The organism is Bradyrhizobium sp. SOJA106 (assembly GCF_059448745.1).
In genome coordinates, this window is sequence record NZ_CM182549.1 from 8,243,947 (window position 1) to 8,263,951 (window position 20,005).

Annotated in this window: 22 protein-coding genes and 1 pseudogene; 9 read left to right on the top strand and 14 right to left on the bottom strand. The window is 64.1% G+C overall.

All coding sequences use genetic code 11. The annotated features are described in order from the left end of the window. Positions 1 to 316: 316 nt before the first annotated feature. Complete coding sequence (locus AC5V87_RS38900) at positions 317 to 1,003, bottom strand: DNA-3-methyladenine glycosylase I (protein ID WP_495372012.1); 687 nt, start codon at positions 1,001 to 1,003, stop codon at positions 317 to 319. Positions 1,004 to 1,208: 205 nt separating this feature from the next. Here AC5V87_RS38900 and AC5V87_RS38905 point away from each other — a divergent pair, with 205 nt between their 5' ends. Next, the gene (locus AC5V87_RS38905) at positions 1,209 to 2,036 is read left to right on the top strand and encodes a metallophosphoesterase family protein (protein WP_456841573.1); all 828 of its coding nucleotides are present in this window, start codon (positions 1,209 to 1,211) and stop codon (positions 2,034 to 2,036) included. Here the strand turns inward: AC5V87_RS38905 and AC5V87_RS38910 are convergent. The 4 genes from AC5V87_RS38910 to AC5V87_RS38925 form a co-directional block, all read right to left on the bottom strand. After that, complete coding sequence (locus tag AC5V87_RS38910) at positions 1,975 to 2,460, bottom strand: Crp/Fnr family transcriptional regulator (protein ID WP_495369621.1); 486 nt, start codon at positions 2,458 to 2,460, stop codon at positions 1,975 to 1,977. The genes AC5V87_RS38905 and AC5V87_RS38910 overlap by 62 nt on opposite strands. Positions 2,461 to 2,966: 506 nt before the next feature. Continuing rightward, the gene (locus AC5V87_RS38915; protein WP_495369622.1) at positions 2,967 to 3,722 is read right to left on the bottom strand and encodes a di-trans,poly-cis-decaprenylcistransferase; all 756 of its coding nucleotides are present in this window, start codon (positions 3,720 to 3,722) and stop codon (positions 2,967 to 2,969) included. A 29-nt stretch (positions 3,723 to 3,751) separates the two neighbouring features. Further along, positions 3,752 to 4,126 carry a transcriptional regulator gene (locus AC5V87_RS38920; RefSeq protein WP_456841576.1) on the bottom strand — a complete coding sequence of 125 codons (375 nt, stop codon included), beginning with the start codon at positions 4,124 to 4,126 and terminating at the stop codon, positions 3,752 to 3,754. After that, on the bottom strand, positions 4,113 to 4,730 hold the full coding sequence (locus AC5V87_RS38925; protein ID WP_495369623.1) for a hypothetical protein: 618 nt from the start codon (positions 4,728 to 4,730) through the stop codon (positions 4,113 to 4,115). The genes AC5V87_RS38920 and AC5V87_RS38925 overlap by 14 nt, the downstream gene beginning before the upstream one ends. A gap of 199 nt (positions 4,731 to 4,929) precedes the next feature. Here AC5V87_RS38925 and AC5V87_RS38930 point away from each other — a divergent pair, with 199 nt between their 5' ends. Further along, positions 4,930 to 6,174: a S1C family serine protease gene (locus AC5V87_RS38930; RefSeq protein ID WP_495369624.1), complete on the top strand. Its 1,245-nt coding sequence runs from the start codon at positions 4,930 to 4,932 to the stop codon at positions 6,172 to 6,174. A 198-nt stretch (positions 6,175 to 6,372) separates the two neighbouring features. Here the strand turns inward: AC5V87_RS38930 and AC5V87_RS38935 are convergent, their stop codons facing one another. From AC5V87_RS38935 to AC5V87_RS38955, 5 genes and pseudogenes are all read right to left on the bottom strand, one after another. Next, positions 6,373 to 7,110, bottom strand: coding sequence for a DUF899 domain-containing protein (locus tag AC5V87_RS38935; protein ID WP_456841579.1), 738 nt, complete (start codon positions 7,108 to 7,110; stop codon positions 6,373 to 6,375). Positions 7,111 to 7,131: 21 nt separating this feature from the next. Continuing rightward, a pseudogene (locus AC5V87_RS38940) lies at positions 7,132 to 7,464 on the bottom strand (SRPBCC family protein); the annotation flags it as partial. Between the two features lie 11 nt (positions 7,465 to 7,475). After that, on the bottom strand, positions 7,476 to 7,940 hold the full coding sequence (locus tag AC5V87_RS38945; RefSeq protein WP_456841580.1) for an ArsR/SmtB family transcription factor: 465 nt from the start codon (positions 7,938 to 7,940) through the stop codon (positions 7,476 to 7,478). A 100-nt stretch (positions 7,941 to 8,040) separates the two neighbouring features. Further along, complete coding sequence (locus tag AC5V87_RS38950; protein WP_456841581.1) at positions 8,041 to 8,319, bottom strand: DUF3551 domain-containing protein; 279 nt, start codon at positions 8,317 to 8,319, stop codon at positions 8,041 to 8,043. A gap of 149 nt (positions 8,320 to 8,468) precedes the next feature. Continuing rightward, positions 8,469 to 9,443, bottom strand: coding sequence for a Bug family tripartite tricarboxylate transporter substrate binding protein (locus AC5V87_RS38955; protein WP_495369625.1), 975 nt, complete (start codon positions 9,441 to 9,443; stop codon positions 8,469 to 8,471). A 159-nt stretch (positions 9,444 to 9,602) separates the two neighbouring features. Between AC5V87_RS38955 and AC5V87_RS38960 the strand changes: the two genes are divergently transcribed. Together AC5V87_RS38960 and AC5V87_RS38965 are read left to right on the top strand one after the other, a co-directional pair. Beyond that, positions 9,603 to 10,013: a VOC family protein gene (locus AC5V87_RS38960; RefSeq protein WP_495369626.1), complete on the top strand. Its 411-nt coding sequence runs from the start codon at positions 9,603 to 9,605 to the stop codon at positions 10,011 to 10,013. A 277-nt stretch (positions 10,014 to 10,290) separates the two neighbouring features. Then, positions 10,291 to 11,871, top strand: coding sequence for an AMP-binding protein (locus AC5V87_RS38965; RefSeq protein ID WP_495369627.1), 1,581 nt, complete (start codon positions 10,291 to 10,293; stop codon positions 11,869 to 11,871). A 114-nt stretch (positions 11,872 to 11,985) separates the two neighbouring features. On the opposite strand, the gene AC5V87_RS38970 is transcribed toward AC5V87_RS38965, so the two are convergent. Continuing rightward, entirely contained in the window at positions 11,986 to 13,080 is a 1,095-nt protein-coding gene (locus AC5V87_RS38970) for an HD-GYP domain-containing protein (RefSeq protein WP_456841584.1), read from the bottom strand. Between the two features lie 297 nt (positions 13,081 to 13,377). Between AC5V87_RS38970 and AC5V87_RS38975 the strand changes: the two genes are divergently transcribed. The 4 genes from AC5V87_RS38975 (at position 13,378) to AC5V87_RS38990 (ending at position 15,988) form a co-directional block, all read left to right on the top strand. Then, a complete protein-coding gene (locus AC5V87_RS38975; protein ID WP_495369628.1) occupies positions 13,378 to 14,142 on the top strand; it encodes an alpha/beta fold hydrolase in 765 nt (254 codons plus the stop codon). A gap of 23 nt (positions 14,143 to 14,165) precedes the next feature. Beyond that, the gene (locus AC5V87_RS38980; protein ID WP_456841586.1) at positions 14,166 to 14,495 is read left to right on the top strand and encodes a hypothetical protein; all 330 of its coding nucleotides are present in this window, start codon (positions 14,166 to 14,168) and stop codon (positions 14,493 to 14,495) included. Between the two features lie 164 nt (positions 14,496 to 14,659). After that, the gene (locus tag AC5V87_RS38985) at positions 14,660 to 15,331 is read left to right on the top strand and encodes a dienelactone hydrolase family protein (RefSeq protein ID WP_495369629.1); all 672 of its coding nucleotides are present in this window, start codon (positions 14,660 to 14,662) and stop codon (positions 15,329 to 15,331) included. A 177-nt stretch (positions 15,332 to 15,508) separates the two neighbouring features. Next, the gene (locus tag AC5V87_RS38990) at positions 15,509 to 15,988 is read left to right on the top strand and encodes a hypothetical protein (RefSeq protein WP_495369630.1); all 480 of its coding nucleotides are present in this window, start codon (positions 15,509 to 15,511) and stop codon (positions 15,986 to 15,988) included. A gap of 70 nt (positions 15,989 to 16,058) precedes the next feature. Here AC5V87_RS38990 and AC5V87_RS38995 read toward each other — a convergent pair whose 3' ends face one another. The 3 genes from AC5V87_RS38995 to AC5V87_RS39005 form a co-directional block, all read right to left on the bottom strand. Then, positions 16,059 to 16,796 (bottom strand): polysaccharide biosynthesis/export family protein, encoded by a 738-nt coding sequence (locus tag AC5V87_RS38995; RefSeq protein WP_495369631.1) that lies wholly within the window; start codon positions 16,794 to 16,796, stop codon positions 16,059 to 16,061. Between the two features lie 199 nt (positions 16,797 to 16,995). After that, positions 16,996 to 17,652, bottom strand: coding sequence for a peptide-methionine (S)-S-oxide reductase MsrA (gene msrA / locus AC5V87_RS39000; protein WP_456841589.1), 657 nt, complete (start codon positions 17,650 to 17,652; stop codon positions 16,996 to 16,998). Between the two features lie 149 nt (positions 17,653 to 17,801). Next, positions 17,802 to 18,119, bottom strand: coding sequence for a hypothetical protein (locus AC5V87_RS39005; RefSeq protein WP_027563964.1), 318 nt, complete (start codon positions 18,117 to 18,119; stop codon positions 17,802 to 17,804). A gap of 361 nt (positions 18,120 to 18,480) precedes the next feature. Between AC5V87_RS39005 and rpsT the strand changes: the two genes are divergently transcribed. Then, positions 18,481 to 18,747, top strand: coding sequence for a 30S ribosomal protein S20 (rpsT, locus tag AC5V87_RS39010; protein ID WP_035704405.1), 267 nt, complete (start codon positions 18,481 to 18,483; stop codon positions 18,745 to 18,747). Positions 18,748 to 20,005 lie beyond the last annotated feature (1,258 nt).

Sequence of the window (20,005 nt, forward strand, 5' to 3'; positions counted from 1 at the left end):
CCGTGTCTGTCGTGTCCGGTTTCGTCGGCTCGGGCCTAAGGTCCGGGCCGGAGCAGGCGTTCCCTGCGTCGTGGCCGCCTAGCTCAACTGCCGAACAGGCACTGGGCACAAACGTTCCTGCGAAATGCAATTCGTGATCGCGGGTTTCATCGGCCGCGCCCGCGGCACAGAGGCGCCACACGATGTGCACGATCCGGCTAGAGCGCGATGAGATTGGGATGAATCGTCACCGCACTCTCGGTGTCGTTTGAGCGCGATCTTTTCGGAAAACCGCTGCGCACGTTTCCGGATCATGCTTTAGCGCAAGCGAAAAACGCTACGCGCTGTGGTTCTCGCCGACCGAGAGCGCGCAGATGCGTGACAGATATGTATAGGGCAGGCCGGTCTCCTCGGCCCAGGCGTTGAACTGCGCCTGCACCTTGGCGAGATCGCCTTTCGACTTCACCTCTTCGGCGATGTCGAGCCCGGCCTCGCGCAGGCAGGCGACGACGTCCTTTGATGTCACGAAGCCATCCCAGCCGACGAAGCGCAGCAGCATCTGGCCGGTGTTGCCGCCGAGCCGGCTGCCGCGCTTGGCGAGGAGATCGAGCAGGCCGACCTCGTTCGACGGCGGCCACTTCGCCAGGAACTTGCCGAAGCTGCCGTGCTCCTTCGCGATCTCCTGCACGAAGGCGGCGTTCTCCCGCACCGACATGATCTTGGCGCCGTTGCGCACAATGCGCGCGTCGCGCAAGAGGCCCTCCCAATAATCCTCGGGCTGGAAGCTCAGCTTGGCCGGCTGGAAATGCAGGAAGGCCTCTTCAAAGCCGTCCCATTTCGAGTGGATCACACTCCAGGCAAAGCCCGCGCAAAACACCCGCTTCGTCATCTCGGCGAGGATACGGTCGTCGCCGAGCTTTGCGAGACCCTTCAGGTCGGGCTTGTCAGGCATCAGCTTTTCGAGCGCCTTGGGCCCGCCCTTGCGCGTCTCGGCGCGGGCACGAATGGTCTTGAAGGAGGTCATGCGGACGCCCGTGTTGAGGGTGCGCCACGACATCAGAATTCGGCGATCCGGTCCAGCCCTGCGCCGGCAGGCCCCTTGCGCGCTGCAGCGCGCCGCAGCATGCTCCCGCTCATTGGACTGACCGGAAGGAGCGGCCGTGCTGGTCTGCTTCTTGCTTTATGACGTTTGGAATTCCCAGACATTTTCAATCGCGAACGGATTTTCGATGCGCTGCCTGGTCGTGGCCGACCTGCACTATTCGCTGCCGCAGCTCGACTGGCTGGTCAGCGCGGCCCAGGAGTTCGACCTCGTGATCTTCGCCGGCGATGCGCTCGACATCGGCTCGATGGTGGATTTCCGCGCGCAGATCGTGGTGGTGAAGAAGTACCTCTCGCTGCTCGCGGCGAAGACCCGCGTCATCCTCTGCTCCGGCAATCACGATCTCGACGAGCGCAATGCGGAAGGCGAAAAGATCTCGCGCTGGATATCCGAGGTGCGCGAGCTCGGGATTGCCTGCGACGGCGACAGCCTCACCATCGGCGACACCCTGTTCACGGTATGCCCGTGGTGGGACGGGCCGCTGGTCAGGCAAGGCATCGTCGAGCAGCTGCGGGAGGCCGCGGCCAATCGGCCGCCGCACTGGATCTGGGCGCATCATGCGCCGCCGGCGAACTCACCGACGAGCTGGGGCGGCAAGCGCTTCTTCGGCGACGTCGAGCTGGTGCAATGGATCATGCAGTATCAGCCGTCGATGGTGATCTCGGGCCATGTGCATCAATCGCCCTTCATCACCGATGGCTCGTGGTTCGACCGGCTGGGCCAGACCTGGGTGTTCAATGCCGGCCTGCAGCCGGGCCGGCCGCCGACGCATATCGTGCTCGATCTCGATGCGGACAAGGCGTTCTGGCTGGCGGCGGGCGAAGCGCAGTGGATCGACCTGAACGCACCGCTGCAGCGGCCCGCCAACTCGATCGAGGAGCCGCCGGACTGGCTTACATTCTTGGATCGGATTGCCGATCCGAGCCTGGCGAAACCTCGAGCGGCGGCAGGTTGATCATGCTCTGGAGCACCTCGCCGACCATGGCCAGATGAGTGCCGTGGCCGGCATATTGCCGCTTGAGATCGGCGAGATAGGTGTTGGCGGCGTTGAGCCGCTGCGCCAGCATCTTTGCGATCAGCAGCGCCACCTCGGGGGTCTGCTTCAGGAACGAGGCCGCATCCTCGAACTCGTAGACGACCGCGTCGGAGCAGGCCCGCACCGTCGCGGTGTGCGGCAGACCCAGCAGCACGGACATCTCGCCGAGCACCGCGCCGGGCTCGGTGACGGTGGCAACCACCATCTCGCCCTTGAGCACTTCGAGCTTGCCCTGCATCAGCACATAGAGATGGCCGGAGGCGCCGCCCTCGGTCACAAGGTGCGTGCCGGCCGCGACCTGCCGCTCGGTCCCGCCGGTGCAATAATCCAGAATTGCGCGCATCCTGCAAAACTCCCGTCAAGTGGGCAGTAGAGCACGATCCGCGCCGCAGGCTTGCTCAAATTTCCGGCATGGCTTGAGGCTATGTTTGCGCACGATCTTTCCGGAATGGCGCTGCGCTCCGGATCAGAGCTAAAGCGCGATGAGATCAGGATGAATCGTCATCGCGCTTTAGCTTGTTGTTTGCGCATGATCTTTTCGGAAACCGCTGCGCACTTTTCCGGATCATGCTTAGCGCGACAGGCGCTTGGCGAAGTGGTCGACTGCCAGTCGCCGAGGCCGGTGGCTGGGACTTGCAGATCTAGCCGAGACGGTGCACGCGCGGCTTGGACATGGCTGCCAAAGTTGCGGCCGAAACGACCCGCGCGTTGCCCTGTGCCGCGCGTCACACACGGCGCATCGGTGTCATCGTCCGTCCCGCTTCTATGAAGAATCCCAATCCCCCGACTGAACTTGAAACTATCGTGCGTGACTTGCTGCGGTGCCTCTTGCTCGGCGCCGTTTCACGATCACGCCCGAGAGAGCGAGGGCACCTCCTCCGGCAAAATGGCTTGGAGGCCACCGAAGCGGCGCTCGCGGCCATGGAAGGAGGCCAACGCCGCGGCGAGATCGCCGGCGTCGAATTCGGGCCACATCCGCTCGGTGAAGTGCAGCTCGGCATAGGCGCCTTCCCAGAGCAGGAAGTCGGACAGGCGCTTCTCGCCCGAGGTGCGGATGATGAGATCGACGTCGCGAAGGCCGGCTTCGCCCGTGACCAGCTGTGAAAAGGCTTCACGGGTGAGGCTGGTCAGCGCCGCCGCCTTGGCCGCGGCGTTGAGTATGGCCTCGCGCGCGGAATAGTCGACGGCGATGCGCAAGTGAAGCGTGGTGCCGTGGGCGGTTGCGGCCTCGGCGCGCGTGATCGCGTTGGCGATCCCGTCAGGCAGGCGGTCGCGGCGGCCGATCACGGTGAGACGCACGCCGTTCCTGACCAGGCTCTGCACCTCGTTGGCGAGATAAAGCCGCAGCAAGGTCATCAGCGCGGCGACTTCCGCCTTGGGTCTTCGCCAATTGTCGGTGGAGAAGGCATAGAGGGTCAGCGTGCCGATGCCCTGCTTGGGCGCGGCCTCGACGATGCGGCGGATGGTCTCGACGCCGGCTTCATGGCCGCGTACCCGCGACAGTCCGCGCCGCGTTGCCCATCGGCCGTTGCCGTCCATGATGATGCCGACGTGTAGCTTCTCGTTGCGAGAGGTCATGTTGCTGGACGTCTTGTCACTTTGCATTGCAAAGTCTCCGGTCAAAAAGGAGAGGATCAGGTCGAGACCATGCCGAGGTGGCCGAGCGGCGGCGCCTCGCGGCCAGCGGCCCTGGCGGCGTCGCGCACCAGGCGCTCGAGCACGGCGAGATAGTCGAGAAAGCGGCGGCGGCCGGCCTTGGTCAGCCGGCAGGTCGTGTGCGGGCGATTGCCCTCATAGCCCTTGGTGACCTCGACGAGCCCGGCCTCCTGGAGCACGGCGAGATGCCGGCTGAGATTGCCGTCGGTGAGGCCGCAAAGCTGCTTGAGATCAGCAAACGCCAGTCCCTTGGGATGGGCCATCAGCGAGGTCAGAAGCCCGAGCCTCGCCTTCTCGTGGATCACGCGGTCCAGCCCTTCATAGGAGAAGGGCGCGTTGTCAGTCTTCGACATCATGGTCTCCGGACGCGAAATACAGGATGGCCGCCATTACGGATTGCCCGATCACGAAGGGCAGGCCCATCGTCCATGGCGACAGCGTGTGGGTCCGGCTCGCGAGCACCACGACCGCAAAGCCGGAGATGAAATACCAGGCGCCCGCGAGCGCGACGGTGCGCGGCAGCGAACGGACCGAGGCGAAGATGCCAAGCGACACCAGGATCTGCCACAGGCCCGGCAGCAGCCACAGGCTCTCGCTCGCGAACTTCCACATCACGACGGCTAGCAGGATGCCGGCGACGGCCGCGGGCAGGAACTGCTCGACCGCCTGATGGATCATGGCGTCGGCCAGACCCGAATGATGACGGCGCGAGCGCGCCCGCATCTCGATGCCGATGATCAGGACGGAGAGCGTGGCGGCGATGAACCAGCCGAAAAAGAAACCGATCGGCTCACTTGTGGGATCACCGAGCAGCCAGAATTGCAGGATTGCTGTGATCAGTGCGACGGCGCCGGTGGCAGCCATCGTCGCCGGGCCATAGCCGCGGAACGCAGTGCCCGCCGCGATCTGGCTGCGGATCGCCACGATGTCGGCCAGTGCCTTGTCGAGATCGCGCATCGGCAACGCCAAACCTCGCTCCACCCGTGCTGGTCGGGATTGCTGCCCCGTTACTTTGTATCGCAAAGTATATAGCAGTGCAAAGTAAATGCAAGGGCGCGATCATTCGAATGAGACCTGACCCGGGGCAGACAACCGCCGGTTGCGCGCCCCTGCCCCGGCCGCTAAGATGTTCCCATAATGTTCCTGGGGGAAGAGTATGTGGCTTAAGTCATTTGTCGTTGCGTCTTGCCTGCAACTCAGTGTCGTCGGCATGGCGCAGGCGGCGGGGCCGTTCGGCTCAGTCAATGTGGGCAACTGGATCGGCGGCGCCTTCAGCAATGACGAGACGGGCGCCTTCTCCCATTGCGCGGCTACCGCGCCTTACGCCAATGGGGTGAGTCTCGTCGTCGCGCAGAATGCGGCCGGCTCCTGGCTTCTGAGCTTTGCCAGCCCCGGCTTTCACTTCAACAAGGGCGATACCGCGCCGGTCGACTTCATCTTCGACGGCCAGGAGCAGGCTAGATTGTTCGCGACCGCCAACGCTCCCAACATGGTGACGACCATCCTGCCCCTCAACGTCGCTCGCACCTTCCAGAAGGCAAGCCTGATGGTGGTGGCGACCAACGGCAGCAAGCCGCTCCAATTCGTGTTGACGTCGACAGCGCCCGTGGTCGCAGCGCTGGCAAATTGCGTCACACGGGTGAAAGCGGACGGGCTCAGCAAGGCCGGGGATTTCGCCAAGGGTGCCGCGAAGCCAGCGGTCACGGCGGATAAGCAGGCCTCACCGCCGGCCGGCAAGTCCGCCAAGTCCAAGACCGGCACCGGCTTCGTGGTCAGCGCCAATGGGCACATCGTCACGAACAACCATGTGATCGAGGGCTGCAGCGACCTCAAGGGCAATCTCACGGGCGAGGCCGCGATGGCGTTGCGCGTCGTATCGAGTGATGCAAACAACGATCTCGCCCTTTTGCAGGCGCCGCCGACAGCGACGTTCAAGGAGTTTGCCCGGATCCGCGACCGCTCGATCCGCTCCGGCGATTCCGTGGTCGCGATCGGCTTTCCCTACCACGGGCTGCTAAGCTCGGACTTCACCGTGACCACCGGCATCGTGAGTTCGCTCAGCGGCATGCGCAACGATTCGCGTTTCCTGCAGATCAGTGCCCCCGTACAGCCCGGCAACAGCGGAGGCCCGTTGTTCGACACGACGGGGCAGATCGTGGGCGTGGTCACGGGAAAGCTCGACACTCTGCGGATCGCGGTCGCAACCGGCAACATTCCCGAGAACATCAACTTCGCCATCAAGACCGGCGCGCTGCGCGACTTCCTCGATAATTCCGTGGTGCCCTACCAGACCGCCGAACCCAAGGGCGAGCTCAAGACCACCGACATCGCCGGCATCGCGCGGCCCTATACGATGCTGATCTCGTGCAATGCCACGGAGCAGGCCGACGCGAAGCGGTGAAGCTGGTCAAACAACGAGCCCTTGTCATCCTGAGGTGCGAGCGGCGCGATGCCAAGCATCGCGCCGGGAGCCTCGAAGGATGAACGGCCCGGATACGACTGGGCCGTCGCCCTTCGAGGCTCGTCCTGCGGCGCACCGCAGGACGAGCACCTCAGGGTGACGGTGATAGATTAGAGTTCGCGGCAGCAACCCGCTCTCTCACCCGTGGCAGCACGCCGCCTTCGCGGCTTGCGGCTCGTATTGGTCGCGCAGGCGGACCCAGTCCATCGGATAGGGCAGGCCGTCCTCGTGGCGGCCGAGCGGGGTGAGGTCGAGGTACTGATAGGCGGCGTTCATCATGTCGAGGCCGCGGGCGAAGCACGAATAGGTGTGAAAGACCTCACCGGCGTCGTTCCGGAAGAACACGCTGATGCCGGGGAGTTCGGGGCCATAGAACGGCGTGGTGCCGAAATTGTATTTCAGGACACCCTTGTCGATCTCTTCGCGCGTGAACGAGACCCCGTAATCGCGATTGAAGTCGCACCCGCCTGACGAGACCCAATCGAACGTCCAGCCCATCCGCCTCTTGAAGGCTTCGAGCTTTGCGACCGGTGCCAGCGAGATCGCCACCACGGTGGTATCGCGCGCGGCCAGATGCGGCGCCATGCGATCGAGGCCGTCGGCCCAGAAGGAGCAGCTCTTGCAGGCCGCGTCCCAGTCGGGTGCGAACATCACGTGCTGGACCACAAGCTGCGGACGGCCCTTGAACAGATCGCCGAGCCTCACCCTGCCGGTGGGAGCCTCGAACACGTAGTCCTTGTCGACCCTGACCCAGGGCAACGCACGGCGCTCCTCGGCAAGGCGCTCGCGGGCCTGGCTAAGCTCCTTCTCATGCGCGAGATGAGCCTTGCGCGCTGCGATCCATTGTTCGCGCGAGACGATCTGATGAGGCTGCATGGCATTCTCCTCTGAGGGACTTCAGGTAACAAAGGCATCGAGCTTGTCGAAGAACGAGCTCCAGCCGCGCTGGTGGTTGTCGCGTGCGGTCTCGTCGAAGAACTGGGCGTGATGGAAGACCATCAGCGTACCGGCGCTATCCGGCTTGAACGTGATCGTCACCAGGGATTCGCGTTCAGGGGTCGAGTGCCAGGCCCAAGTGAAGACCAGGCGCTCGTTCGGCACGACCTCGCGATAGATGCCGCTCGCTTCGAAATATTCGCCGTCATCGCGTGTAAAGCTGATGCGAAAGCGGCCACCGGTGCGGACGTCGAGCTCGGCCTCAAGCGTCGCCGGCTTCATGTTCGGCGGCCCGAACCATTGCGCTAGCTGCGCGGCTTGCGTCCAGGCGGCGTAGACTTTTTCCGGCCGCGCGCGGAGCCGGCGCGTGAGCGTGAGGCTTGGTCGTTCGGTGGGGCGAGCGGCCGGGCGGGGATCGGCGTCGACGGCTGCGTTGGCCATGTGTCTTCCTCCACGAAAGCGGCAAGGCGGTCGAACGACTCCGACCAGAACTGTGCGTAGCGATTGAGCCAGTTCATCGCCTGCTCCATCGGCTGCGCCGTGAGCCGGCACGACACCGTGCGCCCGGTCTTCTCCCGCACGATCAGGCCTGCATCCGTGAGCACATCGAGATGCTTCATGATCGCCGGCAGCGAGACCGGAAACGGTGCGGCGAGCTCGCTCACTGACAGGCCGTCCTGCTCGCCGAGGCGCGCCAGCAATGCGCGGCGCGTCGGGTCAGAGAGCGCGGCAAAGGTGCGGTCCAGTCCGTCGTCCTGATACTTAACCATGTGGTTTAGTATAGGCACGAGCAAAGATGCGTCAAGTGGAAACCGGCGGGCGCCGGTCCGCACGACTGCGTGATCGGGCGGCGATCCGTGCGAAGCGCGATCAGTACGGCGCCACGGGCCTCATGCGACGCTGCAGCCGCGGTTGGGGGAGCGGTTGCTGGCCATAGGCAAAGCGGGGGTTGCGGTCGCAATACAGCAGCCGGCCGGACACACTGGCGAGGCATTGCTCATAGGAGCTGTAGGCGCATTCGCCGGGATAATCATACTCGCCGCCCTGCGCGCACCAGGGATAGTCGCGGGCGGCGGCCGGCGCCGCCGTGACGAAGCCGGCAAGAACGGTCGCGCCCAACGTCAGCAGTGCCAATTGCGTCTTGCGCATGATCCCAACTCCTCTCCTCGCGGCATGAGATGCGCGCCTTTCTCTCATCAGGTCTCGCGGCGCCGCCTTATTCCGCCGCAACAGAACAAGATACGCAAGAAAAAGCCCTGCCGAACGGCAGGGCTCCATTCTCGGTCATCACAAGACCGCTACTCGACCTTGAGGCCGGCGAACTCGACGACCTTCTTCCACTTCTCGGTCTCGGCCTTGATCTCCTCGCCGAACGCCTCCGGCGTCTGCACCCGCGGCTCGCCGCCGAGCTCCACCAGGCGCTTGGTCATGTCGGGCTCCTTCATCAGCGTGTTGATCTCGCTGTTGAGCTTGGCGATGATCTCCTTCGGCGTGTTCTTCGGCGCGCCCATGCCGAACAGCGCGCTGGCCTCGTAGTCCTTCACGGTCTCGGCGATCGCCTGCACGTCCGGCAGCTGCGGCGAGCGCTGCGCGGTGGTGACGCCGATCGCGCGCAGCGAGCCGGAGCGGATGTGCTGGATGATCGAGGGCATGTTATCGAAGATCACCTGCACCTGGCCGCCCAGCATGTCGGTGATCGCGGGCGCGGCGCCGCGATAGGGCACGTGCTGCATCTTGCAGCCGGTCATCGCCATGAACATCTCGCCGGACAGATGCACCGAGGTGCCGTTGCCGGACGAGGCCATATTCACCTTGCCGGGATTGGCCTTCACATATTCGATGAACTCGGCGACGTTCTTGGCCGGCACGTCCTTGTTGACGGTCATCACGTTCGGCACGCGCTGGAACGAGGCGACCGGCGCGATGTCGCGCACGAAGTTGAACTTGAGGTTGGCGTAGAGCGAGGCGTTGATGTAGTTGGCCGGATTGACCAGCTGCAGCGTGTAGCCGTCGGGCTCGGCATTGACGACCGATTCGGTACCGATGTTGTTGCCGGCGCCCGGCTTGTTCTCGATCACGAATTGCTGGCCGAGCTTCTCCGACAGCCGCTGGCCGATCAGCCGCGCCAGGATGTCGGTGGCCCCGCCCGGCGGATAGCCGACCACCCATTTCACGGGCCGGGACGGATAATCCGCGGCAAGGGCCTTCGACAGCGGGCTGGCTGCAAGAGGCGTGGCGGCAAGCAGACCCAGCGCGGTACGGCGAGTGATCATCTCAAGGGTTCTCCCAGGTGGTATTCTTCAAAGCGTGTTGTTCTTCAAAGAGCGTTGTTCTTGAAGGCCGGATATCTTGAAAGTGTCGTCGATGCGGTTGTAACAAAGCTTACCGCAGGCGGAAAGTGCACCTGGCGCATCACGACGAAAGGATAAGGCATGACAGTCAAGGTCGAAGCCCTCGATCATCTCGTGATCAACGTCGCCGACGTCGCGGTGACCGCCGAGTGGTATCGCAAGATCCTCGGCATGGAAGTCAAGCTGTTCGACCCTGGCGGCGGCAAAGCGCCGCGGACATCGTTGGAATTCGGTAACCAGAAGATCAACGTCCGGCCGCGCGATGCCGACAAGGTCGAGTGGTTCGCCGCCGAGCACCAGACCGCGGGCAGCGACGATCTGTGCTTCCTCACCTCCGCTGCGCCCGACGACGTCGTGGCGCATTTGCAGGCGAACGGCGTCGCGATCGAGGAAGGCCCGGGCCCGAGGCAAGGCGCCCGCGGCACGCTGCGCTCGGTCTATTGCCGCGATCCGGACGGGAACCTGATCGAGATTTCGTCGTACGAGGATTGAGGCTGATAGGGCTCCCCTGCCGACCCTCACCGCCGTCATTGCGAGCCAACGGGTCCGCGCGAAGCGCGGCCCGATGACAGGCTCCGCGAAGCAATCCAGAATCCCTCCGCGGAGAGACTTGGATTGCTTCGTCGCAAGGGCTCCTCGCAATGACGGGGAGAGAGCGCGGGCCACCTCGAGCATCTCCTCCGATTTGCTCCCCGCGTCATCCAATGGCAGAAAGACGCAATAATCCAAAGAAAGCCGCCAGCAAGATGCAGGCTGCACGGGAGGAGCCATGGCCATTCAACAGACCGCAGCCGGAATCGTGGGGCCATTCGACGGGCTCGACGTGCCCTGGCTGCTCAAGCTGCGCGCGGAGGTACGTCGCGATCACCCGTTCCTGATCTGGGCGCCGTTCGATGCGCCGGCGCGGCGCTGGAGCTATGGCGAGTTTCACGAGCGGGTCGGCGCGCTCGCCGCGGGGCTGGCGAAGCGCGGCGTGACATCGGGCGAATATGTGCTCATTCACCTCGACAATTGCATCGAGGCGATGCTGGCCTGGTTTGCCTGTGTCGAGCTGGGCGCCATCGCAGTCACCACCAACACCCGCTCGGCGCCGGCCGAGATCGAATATTTCGCCGATCATTGCGGCGCGGTCGCCGCGATCACGCAGCCGGCCTATGCGGAGATCGTCGCGCGGAATTGCCGCAACATCCGCTGGATGGCCGTGACCTCGCATGATGCCGGCGCGGCGTCTGTGCAGGCGGTGTCGCGCACCGACAGCTTTGAATCGCTGTTCGCCGACAGTGCCGACCGTCCCAAACGTGCGACCGACCCGCTCGCGCCGTGCAGCGTGCAGTACACCTCGGGCACGACGTCGCGGCCGAAGGCGGTGCTGTGGACCCACGCCAACGCGCTGTGGGGCGCAAAGATGAACGCCGCGCATGAGGACCTTCACGCCGGCGACGTGCACCAGGCATACTTGCCGCTATTCCACACCAACGCCCTCGCCTACTCCATGCTGGCGACGCTGTGGGTCGGCGCCACCTGCGTGATCCAGCCGCGCTTCTCCGCGAGCCGGTTCTGGAACGTCGCGCGCGAGCACGGCGCGACCTGGACCTCGACGATTCCGTTCTGCATGAAGGCGCTGCTCGAGCAGGAGATCCCGAAAGACCACAAATTCCGTTTGTGGGGCACCGCGATCAACGAGCCGCCGGCCTTCGCCGCCTTCGGCGTCAAGATGATCGGCTGGTGGGGCATGACCGAGACCATCACCCATGGCATCCTCGGCGAGGTCGACCAGCCCAACATCCCGATGTCGATCGGCCGCGCCGCGCCGGAATATCAGATCCGCATCACAGATGATGACGGACGGCCGACCGCCGTCGGCGACACCGGCAATCTCGCGATCAAGGGCATCCCCGGCCTGTCGCTGTTCGCCGAATATCTGCACAACGAGAAAGCCACGCGCGAGAGTTTTGACGAGCACGGCTTCTTCCTCACCGGCGACCGCGTCGAGCGGCTGGAGCACGGCTTCATCAAGTTCGGCGACCGCGCCAAGGACATGCTGAAGGTCGGCGGCGAGAATGTCGCGGCTTCCGAGATCGAGCAGGTGATCGCGCTCGTGCCGGGCGTGCGCGAGGCCGCCGTGGTGGCGAAGAAACATCCGATGCTGGACGAGGTGCCGGTCGTGTTCATCATCCCGCAGGGCGGCGTCGCGGGTGCCGCGCCCGATCTGCAGGACCGCGTGATGGAGGCCTGCCGCAAGAGCCTCGCCGACTTCAAAGTGCCGCGCGAGATCAGGCTCGTCGACGACATGCCGCGCTCGACGCTGGAGAAGGTGGCGAAGGCTGAGCTGCGGAAGATGGTGGGGTGACCACACTCGTTCCGAGCGGTGCGAAGCACAGAACTATGGTGCGCAGTTGCGCACCTGAGAATCTCGAGATTCCGGGCTCGCGCTTCGCGCGCCCCGGAACGCCTCGTCAAAAAATCAGAACGACCCCAGCGCCACCGGGCGGAACGCCTGCAGCAATTGCTGGTCCAGCTTGCCGCCCATGCTTTCCATCATCGCAAAGGCGCGCGAATGGGTGAAGGGCATGCGGTAGGCCCGTTTCTCCACCAGCGCCGCGTAGATATCGACGATCGTCGTCAGACGCACGATGTCGCTGATCTGGTTCGACGACAGGCCGTTGGGATAGCCGCTGCCATCGAGGAATTCGTGGTGATGCAGGATCACGTCGAGCATCTCCGGCGGAAAGCCGCCTTGCGCGGCGAGCGCGTCATAGCCGCGGCGCGGATGCTGGCGGACCTCGGCCATCTCCTCGTCGGTGAGCTTGCCGGGCTTGTCGAGCAGGTTGGACGGAACGAAAGCCTTGCCGACGTCGTGCAGCAGCGCGGCACGGGTCAGGCGACGCTGGTCGTCCTCGCGCATGCCGAGATGCTGTGCGAAGGCAACCGCAAAGCCGGTGACGAACAGGCAGTGGCGATAGCTGCCGACATGGTGGCAGCCGACGGTGGTGAGCCATTCGCGCAATGACGAGTGCTTGATCGCCTTCAGGATCTTGCTTTCGGCTGCGATCACGTCGTCGAAGGTCAGGGGCACGCCGAGCGGCAGCTTCTCGAACATCTTTGCCAGCACCGCATGCGCGGCCTCGACGCCGCGGTTGAGCGTCTTGCCGCGGTCGGTCGCGTCGTAGACGGCGGTGTCGGGAAAAGCGGCGCGAATGCGCTGGAGAATGGCTTCCGACTGCAGCGGCCGCGAGATGGTATCAGTCGCGCCGAGCGCCCAGGCCTGCATGGTGCCGTGATGCAGGGCATCGGCCAGCACGAACAGCCTCGGCATCGAACGATAGGCATCACCGCGCAGCTTGTTGCGCACCCGCTGCACGCTCTCGGGCGAGCGCAGATTGATGTCGACGACGAGACCGGAGAGATCGCGCGAGGGCTGCTCGGGAATGCCCTCCGTCGTCACCGTCGAGACATCGCCCACCGCCTTCAGGATGCTGGCGAGCTCGGTGCTTTCGTCGCTCCGGTCGGAGGCGAGCAGAAGCCGGCGTTTGGCGGCGGGTTTGGCTGAGGCGGTCATGGCTTCCCCAAAGCACGGGACTGGATTTGGCGTCAGCCTAAGCCGGATCAGGTTCTCCGCCCCTTAAGAGGCGTGCTCAATGGAACCCTGAGGCATTGCCCGCAATTTTAGGGAACTGGGCGAAAAACAACCCCATGCACAGTAGAACGGGCATTGATGGATAAGGAAAATTTTTTGCGGCGCTGTCCGCCTACCCTCCGCCGTCATCACCCGGCTTGACCGGGCCGATCCAAAGCGAGCCCTTCCCTGAAGGGTGAAGTACTGTGTCGCGGTGAGAAAAAAGAAAGGGCGGAAACAATGCCGAAGATCGATCGGGACGGCGTCGGTATCTACTATGAGGTTCATGGCGACGGGCCGCCGCTGCTGCTCACCCACGGCTATTCCTCGACCTCGGCGATGTGGCATGGGCAGATCGATGCGCTGGCGAAAGACCACCAGCTGATCCTGTGGGACATGCGCGGCCATGGCCAGTCCGATTATCCCGACGATCCCAACGCCTATAGCGAAGCGCTGACGGTCGGCGACATCGCGGCGATCCTTGATGCCGTTGGCGCGGAGCGCGCCATCATCGGCGGGCTCTCGCTCGGCGGCTACATGTCGCTGGCGTTCTATCGCACGCATCCGGAACGCACCCGCGCGCTGCTGATCATCGACACCGGCCCCGGTTTCAAGAAAGATGACGCGCGCGAGGCCTGGAATGCGCGGGCGCTCGCCACCGCGGACAAGCTCGATCAGGAGGGGCTTGCGGTGCTGAAATCGGCGACGCGCGAGCGCGCCACCGCGAACCATCGCGACACCAGCGGCCTCGCCCTTGCGGCGCGGGGCATGCTGACTCAGCGCGATGCCCGCGTCATCGAGCTGTTGCCCGAGATCAAGGTACCCAGCCTGATCGTGGTCGGCGCCGACGACACGCCGTTCCTGGCGGCGTCGGACTACATGGCGGCGAAAATTCCCGGCGCACAAAAGGTCGTGATCCCCGCCGCCGGACATGCCGTCAACATCGATCAGCCCAAGGCTTTTGTTGACGCCGTGATGCCTTTCCTGAAGAACTTGCCGGCATAGACCCTCGGACAGGAACACAGGCAATGAAGCGGGCGATGTTGGCAGCCAGCGCGATGTTGCTCTCGATATCGGCGCAGGCCGAGCCGTTCGGCGGCGTGCGCCAGCCCTTCGTCACGACCTTGTCGAACAACATCCCGCTCGCCTTCGGCATGGACGCCGGGCAGACCGCGCGCGCGCTCGGGCAGCCGCTGCAATATGTGCGGGGACGGCCCGGGAACGAGATCTACCTTGCGCTGCGCAACATCGGCGGCAGCGGCCTGGTCCCCTACCGCCACCGCCTATTCCTGCAATTTCGTCATGGACGGCTGGCAGGATGGAAGGAGGACTACGGCGAGAACTGGATGTGGGAGTGAGGTGTCTCCTCATCCTGAGGAGCTTGCGCAGCAAGCGTCTCGAAGGATGAAGGCCCCCGCTGCTGCATCCGGGCCATTCATGCTTCGAGACGCGCTGACGCGCTCCTCAGGATGAGGAGCGGGCGCTGAAATTTCGGATCGAACCATCAAGAAGGACAATTCGCGTGGGACAGGACATCAAACTGACGGCCTCCGACAATTTCCAGCTCGGCGCCTATCGCGCTGACCCTTCCGGCACGCCGAAGGGCGCGGTGGTGGTGATCCAGGAGATCTTTGGCGTCAATCACCACATCCGCTCGGTCTGCGACCGTCTCGCGGGCGAAGGCTATGTCGCGATCGCGCCGTCGATCTTCGACCGCACCTCGCCGGGCTTCCAGTCCGGCTACACGCCCGACGAGATCGCTGAAGCGCGCAAGTTCGTGGCAAATCCCGATTGGGAGGCGATGCTGCGCGACACCCAGGCCGCGATCGATGCCGTGAAAAGCGTCGGCCCCGTCGGCATCATCGGCTTCTGCCTCGGCGGCAGCATCGCCTTTGTCGCGGCGACGCGATTGTCCGGCCTCAAGGCTGCGATCGGGTATTACGGCGGCGCCGTCGTGCGCTTTGCCGACGAGAAGCCGAAGGTTCCGACGCAGCTGCATTTCGGCGAGAAGGACTCCGGCATCCCGCTGACCGATGTCGAGACCGTCAAGGCAAAGCGGCCGGATGTGGAGGTGTTCATCTATCCGGGCGCCCAGCACGGTTTCCATTGCGACGAGCGGCCGAGCTACGACAAGGCGAGCTCGGAGATCGCCTGGCCGCGCAGCATGGAATTCTTCGCGAGGCATTTGAAGTAGCGCCACTCGTCATGCGCGGGCTTGACCCGCACATCCATCAGGCAAGTCTTTTTTGCCAAGCCAATGGATTGCCGGGTCAAGCCCGACAACGACGTCCTCAGCAGAAATCGGGTGGCTGCATGCTGCCGCCCGGCGATAGAGCTGGCCGATCACGCCAACTGACGCCGGGAACCCATCATGCAGCAGGCCAACACGAACATCGTCATCCGCAATCCGTTCGGCACCATGGACGTGCCCGCGCCTGATGATCGCGAGGTCATGGACTATGCCGCGAGCGCGGCACTTGCCGGCGATGCGGGCGACGTCAATGCGGCGGCATGGGCGTCCATTGTCGCGCCCTCCGATCCGCTCGAAGGCGTCTGGGCGAGCCGCTGGAACGGCGGCGCCGATCCGACCATTGCGGGCGACACGCCGGAGAAGTGGAAAGAGGGGCGCGCGGAAGTGCGCGTCATCGGCGAGCGCATCTATCTGCGCTTCGACTGGGATCGTGGCCGCCGGCACGGACTGATCGATGCTGCGCGCGAGGGTCCGCGGCTGGTCGGGAAGTACATCAACCTCACCAACCCGGCGATCACGCGGCCGTGGGTCGGGCTCGTGGTCGATGATACGCGGATCGACGGATGCTTTCCGAACGGGCGGCTGGATTTCAGGCGGTGAGGACACAGCGCGCTCGTCTATCCCTCCGTCATTCCGGGGCGCGCGGAGCGCGAGCCCGGAATCTCGAGCGTCAGAACCAGCGCTCGCCGACGAACACGGTGTCGCCCGGCGCGAGCGGCGTGCCGAGCGGGACGACGGCGCGCATGGCGCCGCCGGCTTCGGTGTGCGTGACGGTGACCATATCGCGCTTGGCGCGCGGCGAGAAGCCGCCGGCGATCGCGACGGCGCTTTCGACCGTCATGTTCGGCACATAGGGATACTGGCCGGGCGCGGAGACTTCGCCAAGAATGAAGAACGGACGATAGGCGTCGATCTCGACGGCGACCGAGGGCTCGCGGATGTAGCCGTTGCGCAGGCGCGCGGCGATCTCGCCGGCGAGCCCCGCGGTGGTGCGGCCACGCGCCGGCACGGCGCCGATCAGCGGCATGGTGATGGAGCCGCCGGCATCGATGGCGTAGCTGTTGGTGAGACCTTCCTGGCCGTAGACCACGACGCGCAGCTTGTCGCCGGCGTCGAGATGGTAGGAGGTGTCGTAGCGGACGGGCGCCGCCACCGGCGCGGCATAGCCGAGGGGCATCGGCGCAGGCGAGGAGGCAAAGGAATTGCTGAGCGCGGCGATGGCGCCGCCGCCGTTGTTGGCAACGACGACCGGTTGCGGAGCGCCATAGGCCATGGCGTCGAGATCGGGGCGCGGCTGGACGTATGCGACAGGACCGGTTGTCTGCATGCAGCCGCCAAGGGCCAGCGCGGCGGACGCTGCCCAACAGGCTGTCAGGATCGACCATCGAAACGCGCGTGCAACCGGCACCGGACCTATCCCTCGAAACGAGACGGCTCCACTGATGCACCGGCTATGGTTAATAAAGCGTTGAGCGGGGTGGTTGCGGCGCTACCGCGCTGTCATTCCGGGCCGTCGCGCCGGCGACGAACCCGGAATCCAGAGGTTGTGGCGCGAGATTCCGGGTTCGCGCTGACGCGCGCCCCGGAATGACGGCACAGACTACGACTTACACGCGCACACCAACCCCGATCGGGCAGGACACGCCGGTACCGCCGAGGCCACAATAGCCGGCGGGGTTCTTCGCCAGATATTGCTGATGATAATCTTCGGCGAAATAGAATTCGCCGGCGGGCGCGATCTCGGTGGTGATGGCACCGAGACCTTTCGCGGCGAGCGCCTTCTGATAGAGCGCCTTCGACTCGTCAGCCGCTTTCTTTTGCGCATCGGAATAGGTGTAGATCGCGCTTCGGTACTGCGTGCCGATGTCGTTGCCCTGGCGCATGCCCTGCGTTGGGTTGTGGTTCTCCCAGAACGTCTTCAGCAGCTTCTCGTAAGGGATCTTGTTCGGATCGAACACGACCAGCACCACTTCGGTGTGGCCGGTGCGTCCCGAGCAGGTCTCTTCATAGGTCGGGTTCGGCGTGTGGCCGCCGGCATAGCCGACGGCGGTGGTGTAGATGCCCTCGCCGAGCTCCCAGAATTTGCGCTCGGCGCCCCAGAAGCAGCCGAGACCGAACACGGCCTGCTCGAGGCCGGCCGGATAAGGCGGCTTGAGCTTGCTGCCGTTGACGAAATGCGTGGTTGCAGTCGGGATGGCCTGGGCACGGCCGGGCAGCGCCTCGGCTGCGCTCGGCAATGCGGTGCTCTTGCGCATGAACAGCATGATTGAGTCTCCGGAACGAGCGTCCGTCGCGCGAGCCAGATGCTCGGGCGGCGTGCTCGCCATCAGGTGGGAATATAGGTGTCTACGTCAGCGAGGGCAGCGTTGTTACGCCGCGCCTTCGCGCGGTTCAGCCACGCGGGAATTGAAGATCAATCCCGGGAATATCCGATCAGCGGCTTGCGCGGCCGGAACAGGATCATCAGCAAGATGCCCAAAATGCCGAGCACGGCGAAGACCGGCTGATCCAGCACCAGGCGGATCACGGAGGTCCAGAGCCAGGGCGCCTTGGCTTCGACCCAGGTCCGGAAGGCGGACTGGCTGGCCTGGTTGATGTCGTTCCAGAACTGGCCGAAACGGGTGAAGCGCAGGGTCTGGTCGGCCACCCAGCGGGCGCCGTCATAGACCATAAAGATGAACCCGCCGGCGAGCAGCAACAGCCCAATCAGTCGGAAAAAGCCGCGGATCATGCCTCACCCCAGATGGTCGTCCGATCGGTCGACCCGTATACCGCCCGCCAGCCAATAGCCAAGCGACGGCAGAAATTCAACCGCTTCAGGGCGTTACACCCTTCCTGGAGCGCCCAGAAGCGCCGTTTTCCGGCCCCGGAAAGCGTTGACGGTGCCGCAGACCCCCTCTATAAGGGCGCCAACTGGCGGCGGGCGCAATCCCGCCGCCGCTGTTCTTTGAGCAGTTGCAGGCTCTCTGAGGCCTCATGTTCCGGGAACGGCCCAGCAACCGAACACCCTAAATCCGAGCGTCGATTCCGCGGTCAAGCAGCCGGCGCTACCCGACCAAGACGCGACCGGTACCGCAAAGGATATTGAGACCATGGCCAATACCACTTCCGCCAAGAAAGCGACGCGCAAGATCGCCCGCCGCACTGCCGTCAACAAGTCGCGCCGCACTCAGATGCGCGGCGCAGTTCGCACCGTCGAGGAAGCCATCAAGACCGGCGACCGCGCCGCTGCCGTGAAGGCGCTGGCGACTGCCGAGCCCGCCCTGATGCGCGCCGCGCAGCGCAATATCATTCACAAGAACAACGCCAGCCGCAAAGTCTCGCGCCTCACCGCGCAGATCGCCAAGCTCGCCAAGTAAGGCGGCCGAGCACGCCGAGCGAGTCGTTCGATCGGTTGAAGCGACATCGCGTTCGTCACATCAGCCCGGCCTCGTGCCGGGCTTTTCGTTCTGTCACAATTCACGCAAGCAGTCGCTCGACCAACGATCGACGTTGCGAGCTTCATCTCGACGGCAGGATGATACGTCCGTAGTTTTACCGCGGACGATTTTGCAACAGCGGAAACTTTCACCGCGCTGCGAAAAACCCTTGCGGGACGGGCTTAAGTTGAATTCGCTCGCGCGCGAGTTCTGCACACCGTAGATTCACAGGAGTGGATCCATCGGTGGAGTTACCCTGTGAAACGCGACTCAAAAAACGATGTTTCGCGAACAACTTATCAACATAGTGACAGCAAGCATTTGGAAAACGCCCCGGCGAAGTCGGCGCGTGAAGGTTTTTTGAATTTTTTTTGGCCGCTGTACGCGGATTGTCACACAACGCGTCTCGTCTTCGATTCTCCACGCGGATTCAAACTCTTGGTCTCAGACCTGTGAACAACTCGCGCGCCGCGTTAACGCTGGTCAAGATTTTAGATGCCTCAAGTGTGAATCAATTCCGTTGCGAGTCTTTCCGCTTAGTGTATTCCTTAAGTCGTCAGCGGCGCCCACGATCTTGAGACCAGCGCGGTATCGGAAACGGGGCGAGCGTGCAAATCGGCGGCGGTGGGCACGTTGGCAACGCATCAACAAGCGATAGTCGGTTCAAACCCACAGCACTGTGGGAACGGTAGCTCTTTGTCTGAATGTCTCCAAGCAGGATTTCGTCCTGCTCGCGCCAAGCGCAAATGAGAGATGTCGTAAAGCTACTCCGGCGCGCATGAGGCGAAGTCGAGCGGACAACTAGTACTCGGGCAGGCATCCGCGACACCATTGCGCCGCGGTTGTCTATTGGACACGTAGGACCTTGCCGTGAGCAATCACGGCAGGACGGGGAGGTATCATGTTTTACGGACGCAACGCGGTATTGAAACACGTTTCCTATTCCTATTCCAATGATGCCGGTTTAGATCAGTCCGACCTCCAGCCCCCCGCCTGCGACGGAGCGCCGAGTACGCGCTGACCTCGCGAACCCTCCATCTCTGACATCGCTGACCGGACGCGGCGTTCACGCCGAACGGTCGAGCCATGCCCGAGGCTGGACTCGCTCTGAGGTCGCGCCATGACAGAACCCCTGATGGCAGGAACTCTGCATGGCGCTCACCACGCAACTAAATCTCCCAAGAGAAGTTTTTTGACG

Excerpts from the sequence above, each read along its gene's own strand:
- AC5V87_RS38900 (WP_495372012.1), bottom strand. The coding sequence starts at position 1,003 with ATGACCTCCTTCAAGACCATTCGTGCCCGCGCCGAGACGCGCAAGGGC.
- AC5V87_RS38905 (WP_456841573.1), top strand. The coding sequence starts at position 1,209 with ATGCGCTGCCTGGTCGTGGCCGACCTGCACTATTCGCTGCCGCAGCTC.
- AC5V87_RS38910 (WP_495369621.1), bottom strand. The coding sequence starts at position 2,460 with ATGCGCGCAATTCTGGATTATTGCACCGGCGGGACCGAGCGGCAGGTC.
- AC5V87_RS38915 (WP_495369622.1), bottom strand. The coding sequence starts at position 3,722 with ATGCAAAGTGACAAGACGTCCAGCAACATGACCTCTCGCAACGAGAAG.
- AC5V87_RS38920 (WP_456841576.1), bottom strand. The coding sequence starts at position 4,126 with ATGTCGAAGACTGACAACGCGCCCTTCTCCTATGAAGGGCTGGACCGC.
- AC5V87_RS38925 (WP_495369623.1), bottom strand. The coding sequence starts at position 4,730 with ATGCGCGATCTCGACAAGGCACTGGCCGACATCGTGGCGATCCGCAGC.
- AC5V87_RS38930 (WP_495369624.1), top strand. The coding sequence starts at position 4,930 with ATGTGGCTTAAGTCATTTGTCGTTGCGTCTTGCCTGCAACTCAGTGTC.
- AC5V87_RS38935 (WP_456841579.1), bottom strand. The coding sequence starts at position 7,110 with ATGCAGCCTCATCAGATCGTCTCGCGCGAACAATGGATCGCAGCGCGC.
- AC5V87_RS38945 (WP_456841580.1), bottom strand. The coding sequence starts at position 7,940 with ATGGTTAAGTATCAGGACGACGGACTGGACCGCACCTTTGCCGCGCTC.
- AC5V87_RS38950 (WP_456841581.1), bottom strand. The coding sequence starts at position 8,319 with ATGCGCAAGACGCAATTGGCACTGCTGACGTTGGGCGCGACCGTTCTT.
- AC5V87_RS38955 (WP_495369625.1), bottom strand. The coding sequence starts at position 9,443 with ATGATCACTCGCCGTACCGCGCTGGGTCTGCTTGCCGCCACGCCTCTT.
- AC5V87_RS38960 (WP_495369626.1), top strand. The coding sequence starts at position 9,603 with ATGACAGTCAAGGTCGAAGCCCTCGATCATCTCGTGATCAACGTCGCC.
- AC5V87_RS38965 (WP_495369627.1), top strand. The coding sequence starts at position 10,291 with ATGGCCATTCAACAGACCGCAGCCGGAATCGTGGGGCCATTCGACGGG.
- AC5V87_RS38970 (WP_456841584.1), bottom strand. The coding sequence starts at position 13,080 with ATGACCGCCTCAGCCAAACCCGCCGCCAAACGCCGGCTTCTGCTCGCC.
- AC5V87_RS38975 (WP_495369628.1), top strand. The coding sequence starts at position 13,378 with ATGCCGAAGATCGATCGGGACGGCGTCGGTATCTACTATGAGGTTCAT.
- AC5V87_RS38980 (WP_456841586.1), top strand. The coding sequence starts at position 14,166 with ATGAAGCGGGCGATGTTGGCAGCCAGCGCGATGTTGCTCTCGATATCG.
- AC5V87_RS38990 (WP_495369630.1), top strand. The coding sequence starts at position 15,509 with ATGCAGCAGGCCAACACGAACATCGTCATCCGCAATCCGTTCGGCACC.
- msrA (WP_456841589.1), bottom strand. The coding sequence starts at position 17,652 with ATGCTGTTCATGCGCAAGAGCACCGCATTGCCGAGCGCAGCCGAGGCG.
- AC5V87_RS39005 (WP_027563964.1), bottom strand. The coding sequence starts at position 18,119 with ATGATCCGCGGCTTTTTCCGACTGATTGGGCTGTTGCTGCTCGCCGGC.
- rpsT (WP_035704405.1), top strand. The coding sequence starts at position 18,481 with ATGGCCAATACCACTTCCGCCAAGAAAGCGACGCGCAAGATCGCCCGC.